Annotated in this window: 15 protein-coding genes and 1 riboswitch; of the genes, 12 read left to right on the top strand and 3 right to left on the bottom strand. The window is 65.0% G+C overall.

Translation table 11 applies throughout. From position 1 onward, the window contains the following. Positions 1-19 precede the first annotated feature (19 nt). On the bottom strand, positions 20-322 hold the full coding sequence (locus tag AC1DQ3_RS32075; protein WP_477124153.1) for an EF-hand domain-containing protein: 303 nt from the start codon (positions 320-322) through the stop codon (positions 20-22). Between the two features lie 85 nt (positions 323-407). Then, positions 408-1,385: a hypothetical protein gene (locus AC1DQ3_RS32070; protein WP_477124152.1), complete on the bottom strand. Its 978-nt coding sequence runs from the start codon at positions 1,383-1,385 to the stop codon at positions 408-410. A 332-nt stretch (positions 1,386-1,717) separates the two neighbouring features. Between AC1DQ3_RS32070 and AC1DQ3_RS32065 the strand changes: the two genes are divergently transcribed. Together AC1DQ3_RS32065 and AC1DQ3_RS32060 are read left to right on the top strand one after the other, a co-directional pair. Beyond that, positions 1,718-2,383 carry a dihydrofolate reductase family protein gene (locus tag AC1DQ3_RS32065; RefSeq protein ID WP_477124151.1) on the top strand — a complete coding sequence of 222 codons (666 nt, stop codon included), beginning with the start codon at positions 1,718-1,720 and terminating at the stop codon, positions 2,381-2,383. Between the two features lie 142 nt (positions 2,384-2,525). After that, complete coding sequence (locus AC1DQ3_RS32060; RefSeq protein WP_477124150.1) at positions 2,526-2,948, top strand: VOC family protein; 423 nt, start codon at positions 2,526-2,528, stop codon at positions 2,946-2,948. Here AC1DQ3_RS32060 and AC1DQ3_RS32055 read toward each other — a convergent pair. Further along, positions 2,945-3,745, bottom strand: coding sequence for a hypothetical protein (locus tag AC1DQ3_RS32055; protein WP_477124149.1), 801 nt, complete (start codon positions 3,743-3,745; stop codon positions 2,945-2,947). The two genes, AC1DQ3_RS32060 and AC1DQ3_RS32055, sit on opposite strands and share 4 nt — an antisense overlap. 414 nt (positions 3,746-4,159) lie before the next feature. On the opposite strand from AC1DQ3_RS32055, the gene AC1DQ3_RS32050 reads away from it, so the two are divergent. The 10 genes from AC1DQ3_RS32050 to AC1DQ3_RS32005 all read left to right on the top strand — a co-directional run bounded on the left by AC1DQ3_RS32050 (position 4,160) and on the right by AC1DQ3_RS32005 (position 15,414). Further along, positions 4,160-5,698 carry an efflux transporter outer membrane subunit gene (locus AC1DQ3_RS32050; protein ID WP_477124148.1) on the top strand — a complete coding sequence of 513 codons (1,539 nt, stop codon included), beginning with the start codon at positions 4,160-4,162 and terminating at the stop codon, positions 5,696-5,698. 8 nt (positions 5,699-5,706) lie between these two features. After that, complete coding sequence (locus AC1DQ3_RS32045; protein WP_477124147.1) at positions 5,707-6,831, top strand: efflux RND transporter periplasmic adaptor subunit; 1,125 nt, start codon at positions 5,707-5,709, stop codon at positions 6,829-6,831. Positions 6,832-6,841: 10 nt separating this feature from the next. Next, positions 6,842-9,895 (top strand): efflux RND transporter permease subunit, encoded by a 3,054-nt coding sequence (locus tag AC1DQ3_RS32040; protein WP_477124146.1) that lies wholly within the window; start codon positions 6,842-6,844, stop codon positions 9,893-9,895. Positions 9,896-10,025: 130 nt separating this feature from the next. Next, a complete protein-coding gene (locus AC1DQ3_RS32035) occupies positions 10,026-10,799 on the top strand; it encodes a COG4705 family protein (protein ID WP_477124145.1) in 774 nt (257 codons plus the stop codon). Between the two features lie 76 nt (positions 10,800-10,875). Then, a complete protein-coding gene (locus AC1DQ3_RS32030) occupies positions 10,876-11,655 on the top strand; it encodes a COG4705 family protein (RefSeq protein WP_477124144.1) in 780 nt (259 codons plus the stop codon). 24 nt (positions 11,656-11,679) lie between these two features. Continuing rightward, the gene (locus tag AC1DQ3_RS32025) at positions 11,680-12,312 is read left to right on the top strand and encodes a VTT domain-containing protein (protein ID WP_477124143.1); all 633 of its coding nucleotides are present in this window, start codon (positions 11,680-11,682) and stop codon (positions 12,310-12,312) included. Beyond that, the gene (locus tag AC1DQ3_RS32020) at positions 12,313-12,978 is read left to right on the top strand and encodes a response regulator transcription factor (protein WP_477124142.1); all 666 of its coding nucleotides are present in this window, start codon (positions 12,313-12,315) and stop codon (positions 12,976-12,978) included. It begins immediately after the preceding gene. Then, positions 12,954-14,330 carry a sensor histidine kinase gene (locus AC1DQ3_RS32015; protein WP_477124141.1) on the top strand — a complete coding sequence of 459 codons (1,377 nt, stop codon included), beginning with the start codon at positions 12,954-12,956 and terminating at the stop codon, positions 14,328-14,330. The genes AC1DQ3_RS32020 and AC1DQ3_RS32015 overlap by 25 nt, the downstream gene beginning before the upstream one ends. 141 nt (positions 14,331-14,471) lie before the next feature. Then, positions 14,472-14,625, top strand: a riboswitch (FMN riboswitch). Between the two features lie 79 nt (positions 14,626-14,704). Next, positions 14,705-15,217, top strand: a complete 513-nt coding sequence (locus tag AC1DQ3_RS32010) for a 6,7-dimethyl-8-ribityllumazine synthase (protein ID WP_477124140.1) — start codon at positions 14,705-14,707, stop codon at positions 15,215-15,217. Positions 15,218-15,279: 62 nt separating this feature from the next. Continuing rightward, positions 15,280-15,414, top strand: coding sequence for a DUF3299 domain-containing protein (locus AC1DQ3_RS32005; protein ID WP_477124139.1), 135 nt, complete (start codon positions 15,280-15,282; stop codon positions 15,412-15,414). The last annotated feature ends 267 nt before the right edge of the window (positions 15,415-15,681 follow it).

Genomic DNA, 15,681 nt, shown 5'->3' with positions numbered 1-15,681 from the left:
CTCCGGCGATGATCGGGAATCAGCGGGTCATCATCTTCTGTTTCATGAAACCCTCGATCTGCGGCAACGTGACATACCCGGCCTGCTGCGCGTCGATCTCGTCGAAGTGGCTGGCGACCATCGGCATGCCGGCTGCCGCCTGGTCCCGGGTCAGCTTGCCGTCGCGCGTCGTGTTGGCATTGGTGAAGCGTGCCTGCAACTGCTGCATCGCGCGCTCGGCCCGTGCGCTGTTGCCTGCTGGCGGCGCGGTGCTCTGCATGCTCTGAGCGGATGCACCTGCAGAAACAATACACAAAACAAGAACCGCAATCATCTTCTTCATGGCTTTCTCCGTGAGGTAGCCGACGCGTATCGCCGGCGCGTGTGATCAATCCGATACTGCCGTTAGCTGTTTTACCAGTGGCCTGTCAGGCCCAGTGCGCGGGCACCCAGACGCGGCCGACCCAGTGTCCCGGCACCAATACCGCCGGACCCGGCGCCCGTGTCACGTAGACGGCGCGCGGCACATACACAACCCTCGGGGGCGGCGGCGCGACGTACACCACCATAGGCGGCGGTGCGACGTAGACAGCTCTCGGGGGCTGCGGAGGGGGCAAATAGACCACCGGCGGGGGCGGCGGGTAGACAACCGGCGGAGGCGGCACATAAGCCACCGGCGCAGGCGTGACAACTACCGGTGCGGTGCCGATCGCAACCGTGGCGCCGGCGGTCGTGACCGTGCTGCCATGCACCACCGTCGTGCCGCCGGTCGTTACCGTCCCGCCATGGACGACCGTCGTGCCGCCGCCCGTCGTCACGACACCTGGCGCCACGCGGGTCGCGGTACCGGAGTGCGTGACGGTTCCGCCGTCCGCGCCAGTCACGGTTCCCGAACGGGCGCATGTGGCGCCGGCGCAGTTCGTCGATGCCGCGTGGCTGACGGTGTTGCCGTTCGAGCCGGTGATGGTGCCGGATGACGAATAGTGTCCCGGCGCGTCGCGTGTCACGCTGCCCGCCGTGGAAGCGGTCTGGCCGTTGGGGCCCGTCAGGTTGCCCGTGTGCGAGCATGTGCTGCCAGCGCAACTGGTGTCGCCAGCGTGCTGGACCGAACGGCCGTTCGGTCCGGTTGCCGTGCCGGAGTTCGAGAACTGCCCCGGCGCGGTACGGGTCACCGTGCCGGTGTTCGTCGCGAGCCCGCCGTAGGGACCGACGACCCCGCCTGCGTGCGAGCAGCTGCCGCCTGCGCATGAACCATAGTGCGCGCCGTTATAGGTGCCGTGCGGCGTGTAGGCCGTGCCGTGGCCGGACCAGCTTGCGAAGGCCGGGGTGCTTGCGAGAAGGATCAGCGGGGCGCCTGCTGTGACGACCGCCTTGACGACCGCCTTGGCAACATGATGGGGTTTCATCGGATGTCCTTTGGTTTGGATCACGTCACGCACTGCGGCGTGGCAACGGGACGAACTATAGGGCGACGGCGTGCATAAATCGCCATGGAAAGAATGTCACGGTGTTACACCCGATGGGGCGTGAGCGAGCCGGGCCCGCGGCCGGCGATCAGCCGCGCAAAGCAAATCCAGGCGGTAGGGCGAAGCAGGAACAGGGAGGATAGGGTTTGCCGGTTGCGCTTGTTTCCTGCGTTCTCTTTATGGCCGGAAACCACGCGAATGGCATATAGGCTACGCTTGCAAATAGTGTTTGCATGCACCGATTCATCATGGCGTTCACGGGGAGGCACGGCATGTCCAGATTGAGAGTTCACTGCTTTGGGGTATCCATCGATGGCTACGGCGCCGGCCCCGACCAGAGCCTGGCGGATCCGCTTGGCGTGGGCGGCAAGGCGCTGCATGAATGGATTTTTGCCACGCGCACGTTTCAGCACATGTTCGGTGGCGACGGCGGCGAGACGGGGGTGGATGACGATTTCGCAGCGCGCGGGTTCAGCAATATCGGTGCCTGGATTCTCGGGCGCAATATGTTCGGTCCGGTTCGTGGTCCCTGGCCCGACGATCGCTGGAAAGGGTGGTGGGGTCCCAATCCGCCTTATCACAGCGAAGTGTTCGTGTTGACCCATCACCCACGCGATTCGGTTTCGATGGAGGGCGGCACGACCTTTCACTTCATCACCGATGGCATCCATGCTGCGCTGAAGCATGCGAGGGCGGCGGCAGGGGCGCGGGACGTGCGGCTTGGCGGTGGTGTTGCCAGCGTGCGACAGTATCTCCAGGCCGGCCTGGTCGACGAGATGCACCTGGCGATGGCGCCTGTCCTGCTGGGCTCCGGAGAGTCCCTGTTGGCCGGTATCGATCTCAAGGCGCTGGGTTTCGAATGCGCCGAGCAGGTGGGAATGCCAAGGGCGATGCATGTTGTGCTGACAAAGCGGGGCGGCGCGGAAGCTGCGCCGTGACCAGGCCCTGGCCGGGAAATTTGTAATAAGCGAGGGGGGCTTGTCGATCCAAGGGCTGCCCAAGCGTCGTGCCAGTACCGGAGCGATCGGTTCGCCCCGGTGACCCTGTCACACTGTGCGCTGCATCGAGAAAGGAACCCACATGACCCAAGCCATCGCATACCTCTCCTTCAACGGCAATTGCGCCGAAGCCATGCGTTTTTACGAGCAAGCCCTCCATGGCAAGCTCGAGGTGCTGATGAGTGGGGCCGAGTCGCCCATGGCCGAGCAGATTCCGAAGGAGTTCGCCCACCGCATCCTGCACGCACGGCTTGCGTTGCCGGGCGGCGGCACGCTCTTCGCGGGGGATTGCCCTGCGCACATGCCCTATGAAGGCATCAAGGGTGTGTCCATGGCGGTCGACTACGCGACCACGGCGGAAGCGGAACAGGTGTTTGCCGCGCTTGCCAGCGGCGGGCAGGTGACCATGCCCATGCAGCCAGCCTTCTGGGCCAGGAGCTGGGGCATGCTGATCGACAAGTTCGGCACTCCGTGGATCGTCAATGGAGAAATGCTGCCAATCTAGTTCGTCCCCAGCGCGATGACCAGAAGCAGCACATTGAGAACGATCAGCCCATAGAGGATCCGTCTGGCCGCCGGTGCGGCCGGGTTCTGTCCGTACTCTCGCAGCACGCTACGCGCCCGCTTGCGCGTGCGCCGGTAGGCCAGACCCGCGCCGAGCACGCCAGCGCAGGCCAGCACGCCGAGCGAGCCGACGGAGCCGTGGGCTTGCTTGCTTGTGGAAGGCGCCGCCGGCGCCTTTGCAGGCAAACTCTGGAGCGACGTGCCTGTCGCGGCGGTGCGCGTGGCCGGTTCCGCGCTGCCTGGCGTGGCGATCAACCGCGCCGGCGCCTGCGGACTCTGCCTGGGTGGCGCCGCCCATTCTGCTTCGCTGCGCCTGGGCTTGGGCCTGCCGCGCGCCTCGAGATGCGGCGGCGTTTCCGGAGCAGGGACGGCGGCGCGCTCCCTTGCTGGTACCGAGGCGCGCATGGACGTCTTCCGGGCTGCGTACGCATGCCATTGCGCGAAGACACCGTCCAGGCAGCGCACGGTGCCACAGGCATCGCGTTTCCTGCGCCACGCAACAATATCCGCCTTGCGGATTGCGCCTACCCGCAGCAGCCTCTGCTGCTCGGCGTAGATGCGGTCGTATCCGATGGAGAGAAGTGCGTAATCGCAGATCAGGTTTGCCGCATGCGGGCGCGGATCGCCCGCATGCGGCTGGCGGGTTGCCTTGCAAGCGATGTCGGACGCCTGCGCACTATGGGCGGAAAAAAGAGCCAACGAGACGAGGACGGCCAGGCGGCCTGTGACCCTGTTCATCGTGTCTTCTCACGGAAGTGGCGGCATCGGCGCTGAATTGCAACCCGCGTAGGTTTTTCATTGTGCTACCGCTTCGCAACGGGCGAACGTGCGGTGTCACACGTTTGTTTGCAACGGTCTTGCCGAACCTGCCCGACGTACATTGGCCCGGCTCGGCTATGCAGTGCTGCATCTGAGCCTGTTCAGGCACATGCGGCAGTTCGCTGGCTCGCTTGCGAGTAGGTATGACCGACTGAACGTATTCCAGTTTGGTTTGCCTGATGACGATCCCCCTTCTATCTTGAGAGGGTCACCGGCACCTGCCAGACAGCATCGACGCGCATCGACGCAGCGCGGGTGCCCAGACGCCGAATGTCGCACCCGCTTGCTGGCCAGTCAGAAAAATCGGCGGGGCGCGTGTCAGGAGACTAACGCATGATTGAAGGGGTGCCGCGCGTCGCTTGCAATACGGCCTGGCGTAGAGCGTCTTTTCGCGTCAGCGCCGCGTCCCTTGCCGCCGCGCTGGCGGCATGCGCAGTCGGCCCCGATTACCGCTCGCCCGCGCCGCCGCCCGGCGATGCCTACACCCCCGCCCCATTGCCAACGGAAACGGCCGCCGCCCCAGGCGTTTCCGGTGTGGCGCAGCGCTTTGCCGGCGGCGAGGACATTCCAGCGCAATGGTGGTCGCTGTTCCATAGCGAATCGCTGGACGGGCTGATCCGCGTGGCGCTTGCCAATAGTCCCAACGTCGCGGCCGCGCTGGCCGCTTTGCGCCAGGCGCGCGAGAACCTGACCGCGCAGACCGGCGCGCTGCTGCTGCCGGGTGTCGATCTGCAAGCCGGCGCGACGCGCGAGAAGATCGCGGGGGTCACGTTCGGCCTGCCGCCTGGCATCAGCCCGGAACTCACGCTCTACAACGCGTCCGTCAACGTCTCATACAAACTCGACCTGTTCGGCGGTGCGCGGCGCCAACTCGAGGCGCTCGGCGCGCAGGTCGATTACCAACGCTTCCAGTTGCAGGCGGCATACCTTGCGCTGACCGCCAATCTCGTCACGGCGGCGGTCAGGGAGGCATCCCTGCGCGCGCAGATAGAAGCCACCGAGCGTATCGCCGCCGATCAGCAGGATCAACTGAATGTGCTGGAGCGCCAGTACGAACTTGGCGGCACAGGCCTGCCCGCCGTGCTGGCGCAAGTCACCCAGTTCGCGCAAACGCGGGCGAGCCTGCCGCCGCTGCAGCAGTCGCTCAGCCGGGTGCGCCACCAGATGTCGGTGCTCGCGGGCCAGCTGCCCAGCGATGCGTCGCTGCCGCAATTCACCCTTGACGCTTTTTCCTTGCCGCAGACGCTGCCGGTGAGCCTGCCGTCGAGCCTGGTCAGGCAACGGCCGGACATCCTCGCGGCGGATGCGGTGCTGCACCAGGCGAGCGCGCAGGTTGGCGTTGCCACCGCGGCGATGTATCCGCAGTTGACGCTCACCGGTAGCTACGGCGCCGAGGCGCTGACGCCGGCGCAGCTTTTCCGGGCCGCCAGCACGGTGTGGAGCGTTGGCGCGGGCATTCTCCAGCCCGTGTTTCATGGCGGGCAATTGAGCGCGCAGAAACGCGCGGCCGTGGCCGCCTACGATCTGGCCGCCGCGCAGTATCGGGAGACCGTGCTGCTGGCGTTCCAGAACGTGGCCGATACGCTGCGGGCGCTGGAAATGGACGCGCGCAGCCTGCAGGCGCAATCCGACGCGTGGACTGCCGCGCGGGATTCGCTCGAGGTGACGCGGCGGCAGTATCAGGCGGGTGGCGCCGGTTATCTCGCGCTGCTCGATGCGCAGCGCCAGTACCAGCAGGCGTCCGTCAGCCTGGTGCAGGCGCGGGCGGCGCGCTACGCCGACACCGCCGCCCTGTTCCAGGCGCTTGGGGGAGGGTGGTGGAATGCGCCGCCGCCGGAACCGGGCGAGACGGCGACGGGAGCGGGCCGGTGACCAGGCGCATGGCAATCATGCTGGGTAGCGTCGTGCTGCTGCTGGCGGCGCTGGCTGGCTTCAACGTGTTCCGTGCCCACATGCTGAAGACGATCATGCAGGGCAACGCCGCGCCGCCGGCGACCGTGACCACGGCGATCGCCGCATACCAGGCCTGGCAGCCGCAGCTGGCGGCGGTGGGCAGTTTGCGGGCGGTGCAGGGTGTGGACGTCACCAGTGAGATCGCGGGACTCGTACGGCAGATCCGCTTCAAGTCCGGTGACGAGGTCAAGTCGGGCCAGGTGCTCGTGCAATTGAACGCCGATTCCGATGTGGCGCAGTTGCGCGCGTTGCAGGCCGCGGCCGAGCTGGCGCAAACGGTCTACACGCGCGATGCGCTGCAATACGAAGCCAAGGCGATCTCCAAGGCGCAACTCGACGCGGATGCCGCCGACCTGAAGAGCAAGAAGGCGCAGGTGGACCAGCAGGCCGCGCTGGTGGAGAAGAAGACCATCCATGCTCCGTTCGGCGGGCGGCTCGGCATCAGCACGCTAAACCGCGGGCAATACGTGAACCCGGGCGATGCCATCGTGACTTTGCAGGCCATCGATCCGATCTATGTGGATTTCTACCTGCCGCAGCAGCAGGTCGGGCAGCTCGGGATCGGCCTGCCTGTCGCGATCGACACCGCGGCATTCGGCGATCGCAAGTTTGCCGGCAATATCACCTCGATCAATGCCAAGGTGGACAACGCCACGCGCAACGTGCTGGTCGAAGCCAGCATCGGCAATGGCGAGCGCAAGCTGCTGCCCGGCATGTACGCGAACGTCAAGGTCGACACCGGCACGCCGCAGCGCCACCTGACCTTGCCGCAGACGGCGATCACCTACAACCCGTATGGCGCCACGGTGTTCGTCGTCAAGCCCGCGGCTGCGTCCGGCGCGCAACCCGCCAAGGCGCTGCCCGTGGCACAGCAGGTGTTCGTCACCACGGGCCCGACGCGTGGCGACCAGGTCGCCATCGTGAAAGGGCTGGAAGCCGGCACGCAGGTCGTCACCAGTGGGCAGCTCAAGCTGAAGAACGGCACGCCGCTGGTGATCGACAACCGCATCCGTCCTTTGGACGCGCCGAACCCGGCGCCCCAGGAACAGTGAGGGGCGCACGATGAAGTTCACCGATCTGTTTATCCGGCGGCCGGTACTGGCATCGGTGGTGAGCCTGCTGATCCTCGTGCTCGGGCTGCGCTCCGTGGCCGACCTGAACGTCAGCCAGTATCCCAAGACCGAGAATGCGGTGGTGACGATCCGCACCGCATACTATGGCGCCAGCGCCGATACCATTGCCGGCTTCATCACGCAGCCGATGGAGGCGGCCATCGCCCAGGCGCAGGGCATCGACTACCTGTCGTCCAGCAGTACCACGGGCCTGTCCACCATCATCGCGACGCTGCGGCTCAACTACGACTCGAACCGCGCGCTGACCGAGATCACCACCCAGATCGCTTCCGTGCGCGGCCAACTGCCGCCGCAGACCCAGCAGCCGGTGGTGACCGTGCAGGTCGGGCAGACCACCGATACGATGTACATGGGCTTCTACAGCGACGTGCTGCCCAGCAACAACGTCACCGACTACCTGCTGCGCGTGATCAAGCCGAAGCTCGATTCCATCGAAGGCGTGCAGACCGCGGAGATCCTTGGCGGGCGGCCGTTCGCGATGCGCGCGTGGCTCGATTCGCAACGCATGGCCGCGCATGGCGTGACGGCGGCGGACGTCTATGCCGCGCTGGGCAACAACAACTATCTCGCGTCGCTTGGCACGACGAAGGGGCAGATGGTCAGCAGCGACCTTACCGCCGACACCGACCTGCATACGGTCGACGCGTTCAAGCAGCTCGTCGTCAGGTCCAAGGGTGACGCGCTGGTGCGCCTGCAGGATGTTGCCGACGTGGTGCTCGGCGCCGAGAGCTACGACTTCAACGTGGCCTTCAGCGGCAAGCGTTCGGTATTCATCGGCATCAAGACCGCGCCCAACGCCAACGTCCTCAGCGTTGCCAGTCGGGTGCGCGAGGTGTTTCCGGCGCTGCAGCAGCAGTTGCCAACCGGCCTGACGGGCGAGATCGTGTACGACGCGACCGAGTTCGTCAATACCTCCATCGTCGAGGTCATCAAGACCCTGGCCGAAGCCCTGCTGATTGTTTCGGTGGTGATTTTTCTGTTTCTCGGCAGCTTTCGCGCGGTGGCGGTGCCGCTGATCGCCATGCCGCTATCGCTGGTCGGCACGTTCTTCGTGATGCTGGCGCTGGGGTATTCGATCAACCTGCTCACGCTGCTGGCCCTCGTCCTGGCGATCGGGCTGGTCGTCGACGACGCGATCATCGTGGTCGAGAACGTGGATCGTCACATGAAGGAGGAGGGCAAATCTCCGCTCGATGCCGCACTGATGGCAGCACGCGAACTGGGCGGGCCGATCCTGGCCATGACGGTGGTGCTGGTGGCCGTCTATTTGCCGATCGGCTTCCAGGGTGGCCTGACCGGGGCCCTCTTCACCGAGTTTGCGTTCACGCTCGCCGGCGCGGTGGCCGTCTCCGGCGTGATTGCGCTGAGCCTGTCGCCGATGATGTGTTCACGCGTGTTCCGTGCCGAGCAGGAGTCCGGGCGCTTTGTACGGTTCGTCGATCGCCAGTTCGACCGGGTGCACCGCGGCTATGCGCGGATCCTGCACAGCCTGCTCGAGACCTGGATCGTGATCGTGGTAACCGGCGCGCTGTTGCTGGCCGGCGTGGTCTACCTGTTCATGACCTCGAAGTCCGAACTGGCGCCGCAGGAGGACCAGGGCCTTGTGCTGTCGCAGATCGTGGGGCCGCCGAACGCGACGATCCAGCAGATGCAGACCTATGCCGACCAGGTATTCGAGACCTCGCGCCATATCCCCGAGTACGCGCAGATGTTCCAGCTGACCGGCACGCCGACCGTCAACCAGGGTATTGGCGGCGTGCTGCTGAAGCCGTGGGACAAGCGCGGCAAGGGCGCGCTGCAGTTGCAGCAGGAGTTGCAGCGCAAATGGGACGGCATCGCCGGCGCGCGCGTCGCCGCGTTCCAGTTCCCGCCGCTGCCCGGCTCGCAGGGCCTGCCGCTGCAGTTCGTGATCAGTACCACGGAGCCGATCCTGAATCTCGACGAGGTGTCGCAGGCCGTCCTGCAGAAGGCGCGCACGAGCGGCATGTTCTTCTTCGTCGATAGCGATCTCAAGCTGGACAAGCCGCAAAGCACGCTGGTGGTCGACCACGACAAGACGGCATCGCTCGGGCTGACGCAGTCCGATGTCGGCACGAGCCTTAGCGCGGCGCTGGGCGGCAACTACGTCAACTATTTCTCCATCGCCGGGCGCTCGTACAAGGTGATCCCCCAGGTCAGGCAGACCGACCGGCTCAACCCGCCGCAGGTGCTCGACTACTACCTGCACACGCCGGACGGCAGCGTGATCCCCGCATCGACGGTCTCCAGTCTTGCGGACAGCGTCGTGCCCGAAACGATCAACCACTTCCAGCAGCTCAACTCGGCCACGATCTCCGGCGTCACCGTGCCTGGCGTGTCGCAGGGCGAGGTACTGGACTTCCTGCGCGCGACGATGGCGCAGGCCGCGCCAAGCGGGTATACGGCTGACTACTCCGGCCAGACGCGGCAGTTCGTGCAGGAGTCGGGCGGCTTTGTGCTGACCCTGCTGTTCGCCACCATCATTGTCTTCCTGACGCTGGCGGCGCAGTTCGAGAGTTTCCGCGATCCGGTCGTGATCCTGGTCTCGGTGCCCATGGCACTGTTCGGCGCGCTGTGCTTTATCAACGTTGGACTGGCTACGCTGAATATCTACACCCAGGTCGGGCTTGTCACGTTGATGGGGTTGATCAGCAAGCACGGCATCCTGATCGTGCAGTTCGCGAACGAATTGCAGCGCGCCGGCAAGAGCAAGCGCGAGGCGCTGGAACAGGCTGCGGCCGTGCGGCTGCGGCCGATCCTGATGACCACGGCGGCCATGGTGTTCGGCGTGGTGCCGCTGGTGTTCGCCTCGGGCGCGGGGGCGGCGGGCCGGTATGCAATGGGGCTGGTGATCTTTACGGGGCTTTCGATCGGCACGTTGTTCACGTTGTTCGTGGTGCCGGCGATGTATATGTTCCTGGGCGCGGATCATCACCACGAGGCGGGTGCGGCACGCCCGGCCTGAGCCCGCTCGCGCGCATTCCTGGTTTATGCCGTGGCCAGCACGTGTTCTCGTGCCGGGCGGCTGCTCCTATGGCTGGCCTAAGTCTCGTGCTCCAGACTATGCGGTGAAATAAACGTCCCTGGAGAAAGGCATGAACACCATGGCCAGCCGCTTGCCGCCTGCCGGGCTCAACAAGGTGCCGGAGGTGACCGCGCTCTTCTGGATCATCAAGATGATGTCCACCACAGTTGGCGAGACGGCCGCCGACTATCTCAACGTCAATCTTGGCCTTGGCCTGGCGAATACATCGGCCGCTGTGGGCTTGCTCTTTGCCGTTGCCTTGTTCTTCCAGGTACGGGCGAAGCGTTTTGTGCCTTCGCTCTACTGGATCAGCGTCCTGTTCATCAGTGTGTTCGGCACGCTGATCACCGACAATCTGAGCGACAGGCTGGGCGTGCCGCTGTCCGCCTCGACCGCGCTCTTCCTCCTGGCCCTGGTCGCCACCTTCGCCGTATGGTACGGAAAAGAGGAAACCCTCTCCATCCGCGCCATCGACACGGTCAGGCGCGAACTGTTCTACTGGACCGCGATCCTGTTCACGTTTGCCCTGGGCACTGCCGCCGGCGACTTGGCGGCGGAGGGCCTCAGCCTGGGTTACGGCAATGCCGCCTTGTTGTTCGGTGGCCTGATTGCGGCCACCGCCGTGGCCCACTACGCGTTCCGGGCAAACACGGTTGCCTGCTTCTGGGTGGCCTATGTACTGACCCGCCCGTTTGGCGCGTCATGCGGCGATCTCCTGTCTCAGTCCGGCCGCAACGGCGGCCTGGGGCTGGGGGCCGCCGGCACGAGCGCAATGTTCCTGGTGATCATCATCGGGCTGGTCTTCTATCTGTCGATCCCGCAGAAGCGGCTGGTCAATTCCTGATTCCACGCATCGATCCATCTATTGAATCAATTGAATCTGTTGAATTTATTGAATCCATTGAACCGGAGAGCGAAACATGAATGACTTTTCCACGCAGGCAACCATCGCGCAACGGAGCCTGAGCAAGGTTCCCGAGATCACACTGATGTTCTGGATCGTCAAGATCGCGGCAACCACGCTGGGGGAAACCGGCGGCGACGCGCTGTCGATGTCGATGAACCTGGGCTACCTCCTCAGCACGGCCATCTTCGCCGTGGTCTTCCTGATTGCCGTTTCGGCCCAGATTTCCGCCAAGCGCTTCCAGCCCGTGCTGTACTGGGTGACCATCGTTGCCACCACGACCGTGGGTACGACCCTGGCCGATTTTGCCGATCGGTCCCTGGGCATCGGCTATGCCGGAGGCTCCTTGCTGCTGCTCGCCTTGCTGATGCTCTCGCTGGGCATCTGGTACCGCACGCTTGGCACCGTATCGGTCGACACCGTGCACTCGCCCAAGGCCGAGATGTTCTATTGGGTGACGATCATGTTCTCCCAGACCCTGGGCACCGCGCTGGGAGACTGGACGGCGGATACGGCAGGGTTGGGCTACCTTGGCGGGATGATGCTCTTCGGCGGGCTGCTGGCGGCGCTGGTCGCGGCCAGCTACTGGACTCGACTGTCCCGCACGCTGCTCTTCTGGGCAGCCTTCATCCTTACGCGGCCGCTCGGCGCCGTCGTCGGCGATTTCCTCGACAAGCCGCTCCATTCCGGCGGGCTGGCATTGAGCCGCTTTTCCGCTTCGGGGGCGCTGGTGACGCTGATGGTGGCGTGCATCGTGTTCTTCCCGCAAAGGGCAGCGGCACGCGCAAGCCACTGACCTGAACCCGGAGCGAGAACCGATATGCTATCCACCGGACTGTTCAGCTGGCTATCCAGCGATCATCACCTGATGGCCTTGCTGGCGCAAAACTGGCTGCTCGGCGTCGTGATTGTGGCCGGCATCGTCTTCCTGGAAACCGGGCTGGTCGTGTTGCCCTTCTTGCCGGGTGACTCCCTGCTGTTCACTACCGGAGCCTTCCTGGGGGTGAGCGGCATATCGCCGGTCTGGGCCATCCTCCTGACCGGCCTGGCCGCGGTGCTGGGCGACGGCGCCAATTACCTGGTCGGCCGCTCGGTCGTGGGCCAATGGCTGATCCGCAGCGGGTGGATCAAGCCGCGCCATCTGGAAAAGACGCGTGCCTACTTCCATCGCTTCGGCGCGCCCACCGTCACGATCGGGCGGTTCGTCCCGGTCGTTCGCACCGTCACGCCATTCCTGGCGGGGCTCTCCGGCATGCGCCCGCGCCGGTTCGCGCTCTACAATGTGCTCGGCGCTATGATGTGGTGCCCGGGGCTGCTGCTGGCCGGCTACTGGCTTGGCGGCGTTCCCTGGGTGCGGGAGCATATGAGCTGGATGACTGCCGGCATCGTCGCCGTGTCGGTGCTGCCGGTACTGTTCCAGCTAAGACGCGGCGCCTTGGTTCAGGGAGGATGAATGCGGGTACTGCTGGTGGAAGACGATCCGATGATCGGCCAGGTCATCCAGGAGGCGCTGAAAGACGCGTCCTACGCCGCCGACTGGGTCAAGGGCGGGCAAGCCGCCCTTGATGCGCTGGCTTTCCAGCACTACGACATCGTATTGCTCGATCTTGGCTTGCCCGGCAAGAGTGGCCTGGCGGTGCTGGCTTCGATCCGCGGCCAGGACAACCCCGTGCCGGTGCTGATCATCACGGCCCAGGACGGGCTCGAAGACCGCATTCGCGGCCTGGACGCAGGCGCCGACGACTATGTGCTCAAGCCGTTCGAGATGGGCGAGCTGCTTGCCCGCATGCGCGCCGTGAGGCGGCGCAAAGGAGGCGCGGCAGCGCCGGTCCTGGGCAATGGCAGTGTCAGCCTCGATCCCGCCACGAAGCGCGCAACGGTCGATGGCGGCGACGCCGTGCTGCTCACCAATCGGGAGTTCGCCCTGTTGCAGGCCTTGCTGGTCCGGCCGGGAGCCATACTTTCCCGCACCGAACTCGAGGAGCGGATCTACGGTTGGGGCGACGAAGTCGAGAGCAATGCGGTCGAGTTCCTGATTCATTCCCTGCGCAAGAAGCTGGGGAGCGCCGCGATCAAGAATGTAAGGGGCGTAGGATGGATGGTCGCAAAAGAAGGCTGAAGGATTCGATCCAGGTTCGTCTTTCGCTCTGGCTGTCGATCGCCATCCTGGTGGTGGCGGTGGTGGCCGTGGTGCTTTCTTTTGTGGCGGCATTCCAGGAGGCCAACGAACTCCAGGACGATATGTTGCGCCAGGTCTCGGTTCTGTTCGACCGCCAGCATTTGCCCGTGCCGCACCTGGGGGATGTTGGCAGGCTGCCGAACAGCGATGAGGAGTCGCGCGTCATCGTGCAATACCTCGCGCAAGGCGACGGCAGCGACGCCGCTCACGCGCAGGGCGGCCGGCCCCTGGCGATACCGGCTACGGTCAAGGACGGACTCCAGACCCTCGATATCGACAAAGAGTCCTATCGTGTCATGGTGAGAACGCTTGCCGCCGGGGATCGCATCGCGGTGGCGCAGGAAACCGGCATTCGCGATGAGACTGCCCGGGATGGCGCACTGCGTACCGCGCTGCCCTTCCTGCTGCTCGTGCCCATCCTGCTTCTGCTCGTTTCCGACCTGGTGCGCAAAATGTTCAGGCCCATTGCCACCTTGTCGGAGGAGATCGACCAGCGTGGCGAGCAGGAGCTACATCCGTTGCCGCAAGATGGCCTGCCCGCGGAAGTCCGTCCTTTTGTGGTGGCAATCAATCGGCTGTTGGGCCGCGTCTCCCAGTCGATGGATGCCCAGCGCCGTTTCGTGGCCGACGCGGCGCATGAACTGCGCTCGCCACTGACAGCGCTATCGCTGCAGGCAGAGCGGCTTGCAGGCACGGAAATGTCCGAGAATGCCCGGTCGCGGCTCGCCACATTGCGCCAGGGCATCGAGCGGGGCCGGGTCTTGCTGGAGCAATTGCTGAGCCTGGCCCGCGCGCAATCCTCGATGCCCCTCCCGGCTGCGCCGGTGTCTGTGCGGCGGGTGTACCGGCACGTGCTGGAGGACCTGATGCCGCTGGCGGAGGCCAGGCACATCGACATTGGCGTGGAAGGGGATTCCGATGCGCTGGTGCTGGCCAATGAGGTGGATCTGATCACTCTGGTCAAGAACCTGGTCGGCAACGCGATCCGCTATACGCCGGAGGGCGGGCGAGTCGATCTCTGCGTTCAAACGCAAGGGGACAGCGTGATCCTGCAGGTAAAGGACACCGGCCCCGGCATTGCCCCGGAAGCGCGCAGCAGGGTGTTCGACCCGTTTTTCCGCGTGCTGGGCAATGAGGCTGTGGGGTCCGGCCTCGGCTTGTCCATTGTGCGGACCATTGCGGAGCGGATCGGCGCGGAAGTCTGCCTGGGTTACGCCAACGAGGATGCAGGTGCAGGTGCAGGTAGAGGGCTGAACGTAACCGTGCGTATTCCCGTGGCTGGCGCGCGCTAGGCCGCCGAGGGCGGTCTGCCATTAACTGGCGTCCCCGCTCCGGCGTAGCCCCTCCGGCGCGATCGAACTAGTCACTTCCGACAAAAACGCGATCCGCCATCCCGGCGTATAATCGGCTGCGCTGCGGGCCACGGCCCGCAGCAGCATTCTCAGGGCGGGGTGAAAGTCCCCACCGGCGGTGATGGCGATTTATACGCATAAGCCCGCGAGCGCCCGGCCTTTCCCACGGCCGGGGTCAGCAGATTCGGTGTGATTCCGAAGCCGACGGTCATAGTCCGGATGAAAGAGAATCGCGACATGCATGCCGCTTCCCGGTTCGGGAGCGCGTGCGCTCGTGCGCCCTGGTTCTGGCAACCCCTGCTAAAAGGCAACCCATGAATCAGCCCTACGCCTCGTTTCAGCAAACCGCTGCCGGCCTCCTTGACCCGCAGCACCCTCCCGCCGCTACCCGTTTCGCGTATATCCATGCCCAGTGGCATGCCGATATCGTCCATCGTGCGCGCGACGCCTTCCTCGCGGAGATGGCAGCGCAAGGCATTCCGCGCGATCGGATCGATGTTCTCGAGGTCCCCGGCGCATTCGAGATTCCCTTGCACGCCAGCAAGCTGGCCGCCACCGGGCGGTATGCCGCGATCGTGGCGAGTGCCTTTGTGGTCGATGGCGGCATCTACCGGCATGAGTTCGTTGCCGATGCCGTCATCAGTGGACTGATGCGGGTGCAGCTGGACACCGAAGTGCCGGTCTTGTCGGCAGTGCTCACGCCGAAGGATTTCCACGAGCACGAGGAGCATCGCCGCTTCTTCAGCGAGCACTTCGTGGTGAAAGGCAAGGAAGCGGCCCAGGCCTGCGTCAAGACCGTTGCCAGCCTTGCCAGGCTGGCAGCTTGATGCGGCAGCAAGCTTGCCCGGTCAGCGCGGCGGCGCCGCACTGACCGGGCAATGACGCTGGCTTGCTTCAGGTCACTGAACTTCCGCTGTGGATCAGCGGCGCGATGCGGGTCGAGCGGGCGGACACCATGACGGGATACGCCGGCTACGCCATGCAGGCGACGAAGGTGGAGGCTTATCTGCCGCCTGCACGGTAGAGCCGGCGCATTCGCGCGCTGCGATCAAATATCTTCTGCATGACGGAAGGTTTTCCCCTTCGTGCTTGCGTCGTGTTGTACTTTTATCAAAGTCATTCAGACGGGTTCCGTCTTGATTGTGCCTTGGGTATCCGGGTTCGGGTCAGTGACATGCGGCTCGCCGAATTGCACGAGATAGGCATCGCCGTAGTCGACGCGTACCTCTCGCGCCGGGTTCTCCGGAGCGAACAGATTGTCCAGTGCAACAAGGGCCGCGATCGCTTCGGT

It is taken from the genome of Cupriavidus sp. 01T418 (assembly GCF_056398885.1).
The sequence above is the reverse complement of the archived record's forward strand: the minus strand, read 5'-3'. Positions and strand labels throughout refer to the sequence as shown.

Excerpts from the sequence above, each read along its gene's own strand:
- AC1DQ3_RS32055 (WP_477124149.1), bottom strand. The coding sequence starts at position 3,745 with ATGAACAGGGTCACAGGCCGCCTGGCCGTCCTCGTCTCGTTGGCTCTT.
- AC1DQ3_RS32060 (WP_477124150.1), top strand. The coding sequence starts at position 2,526 with ATGACCCAAGCCATCGCATACCTCTCCTTCAACGGCAATTGCGCCGAA.
- AC1DQ3_RS32025 (WP_477124143.1), top strand. The coding sequence starts at position 11,680 with ATGCTATCCACCGGACTGTTCAGCTGGCTATCCAGCGATCATCACCTG.
- AC1DQ3_RS32070 (WP_477124152.1), bottom strand. The coding sequence starts at position 1,385 with ATGAAACCCCATCATGTTGCCAAGGCGGTCGTCAAGGCGGTCGTCACA.
- AC1DQ3_RS32045 (WP_477124147.1), top strand. The coding sequence starts at position 5,707 with ATGGCAATCATGCTGGGTAGCGTCGTGCTGCTGCTGGCGGCGCTGGCT.
- AC1DQ3_RS32015 (WP_477124141.1), top strand. The coding sequence starts at position 12,954 with ATGGATGGTCGCAAAAGAAGGCTGAAGGATTCGATCCAGGTTCGTCTT.
- AC1DQ3_RS32065 (WP_477124151.1), top strand. The coding sequence starts at position 1,718 with ATGTCCAGATTGAGAGTTCACTGCTTTGGGGTATCCATCGATGGCTAC.
- AC1DQ3_RS32050 (WP_477124148.1), top strand. The coding sequence starts at position 4,160 with ATGATTGAAGGGGTGCCGCGCGTCGCTTGCAATACGGCCTGGCGTAGA.
- AC1DQ3_RS32035 (WP_477124145.1), top strand. The coding sequence starts at position 10,026 with ATGAACACCATGGCCAGCCGCTTGCCGCCTGCCGGGCTCAACAAGGTG.
- AC1DQ3_RS32075 (WP_477124153.1), bottom strand. The coding sequence starts at position 322 with ATGAAGAAGATGATTGCGGTTCTTGTTTTGTGTATTGTTTCTGCAGGT.
- AC1DQ3_RS32020 (WP_477124142.1), top strand. The coding sequence starts at position 12,313 with ATGCGGGTACTGCTGGTGGAAGACGATCCGATGATCGGCCAGGTCATC.
- AC1DQ3_RS32040 (WP_477124146.1), top strand. The coding sequence starts at position 6,842 with ATGAAGTTCACCGATCTGTTTATCCGGCGGCCGGTACTGGCATCGGTG.
- AC1DQ3_RS32010 (WP_477124140.1), top strand. The coding sequence starts at position 14,705 with ATGAATCAGCCCTACGCCTCGTTTCAGCAAACCGCTGCCGGCCTCCTT.
- AC1DQ3_RS32030 (WP_477124144.1), top strand. The coding sequence starts at position 10,876 with ATGAATGACTTTTCCACGCAGGCAACCATCGCGCAACGGAGCCTGAGC.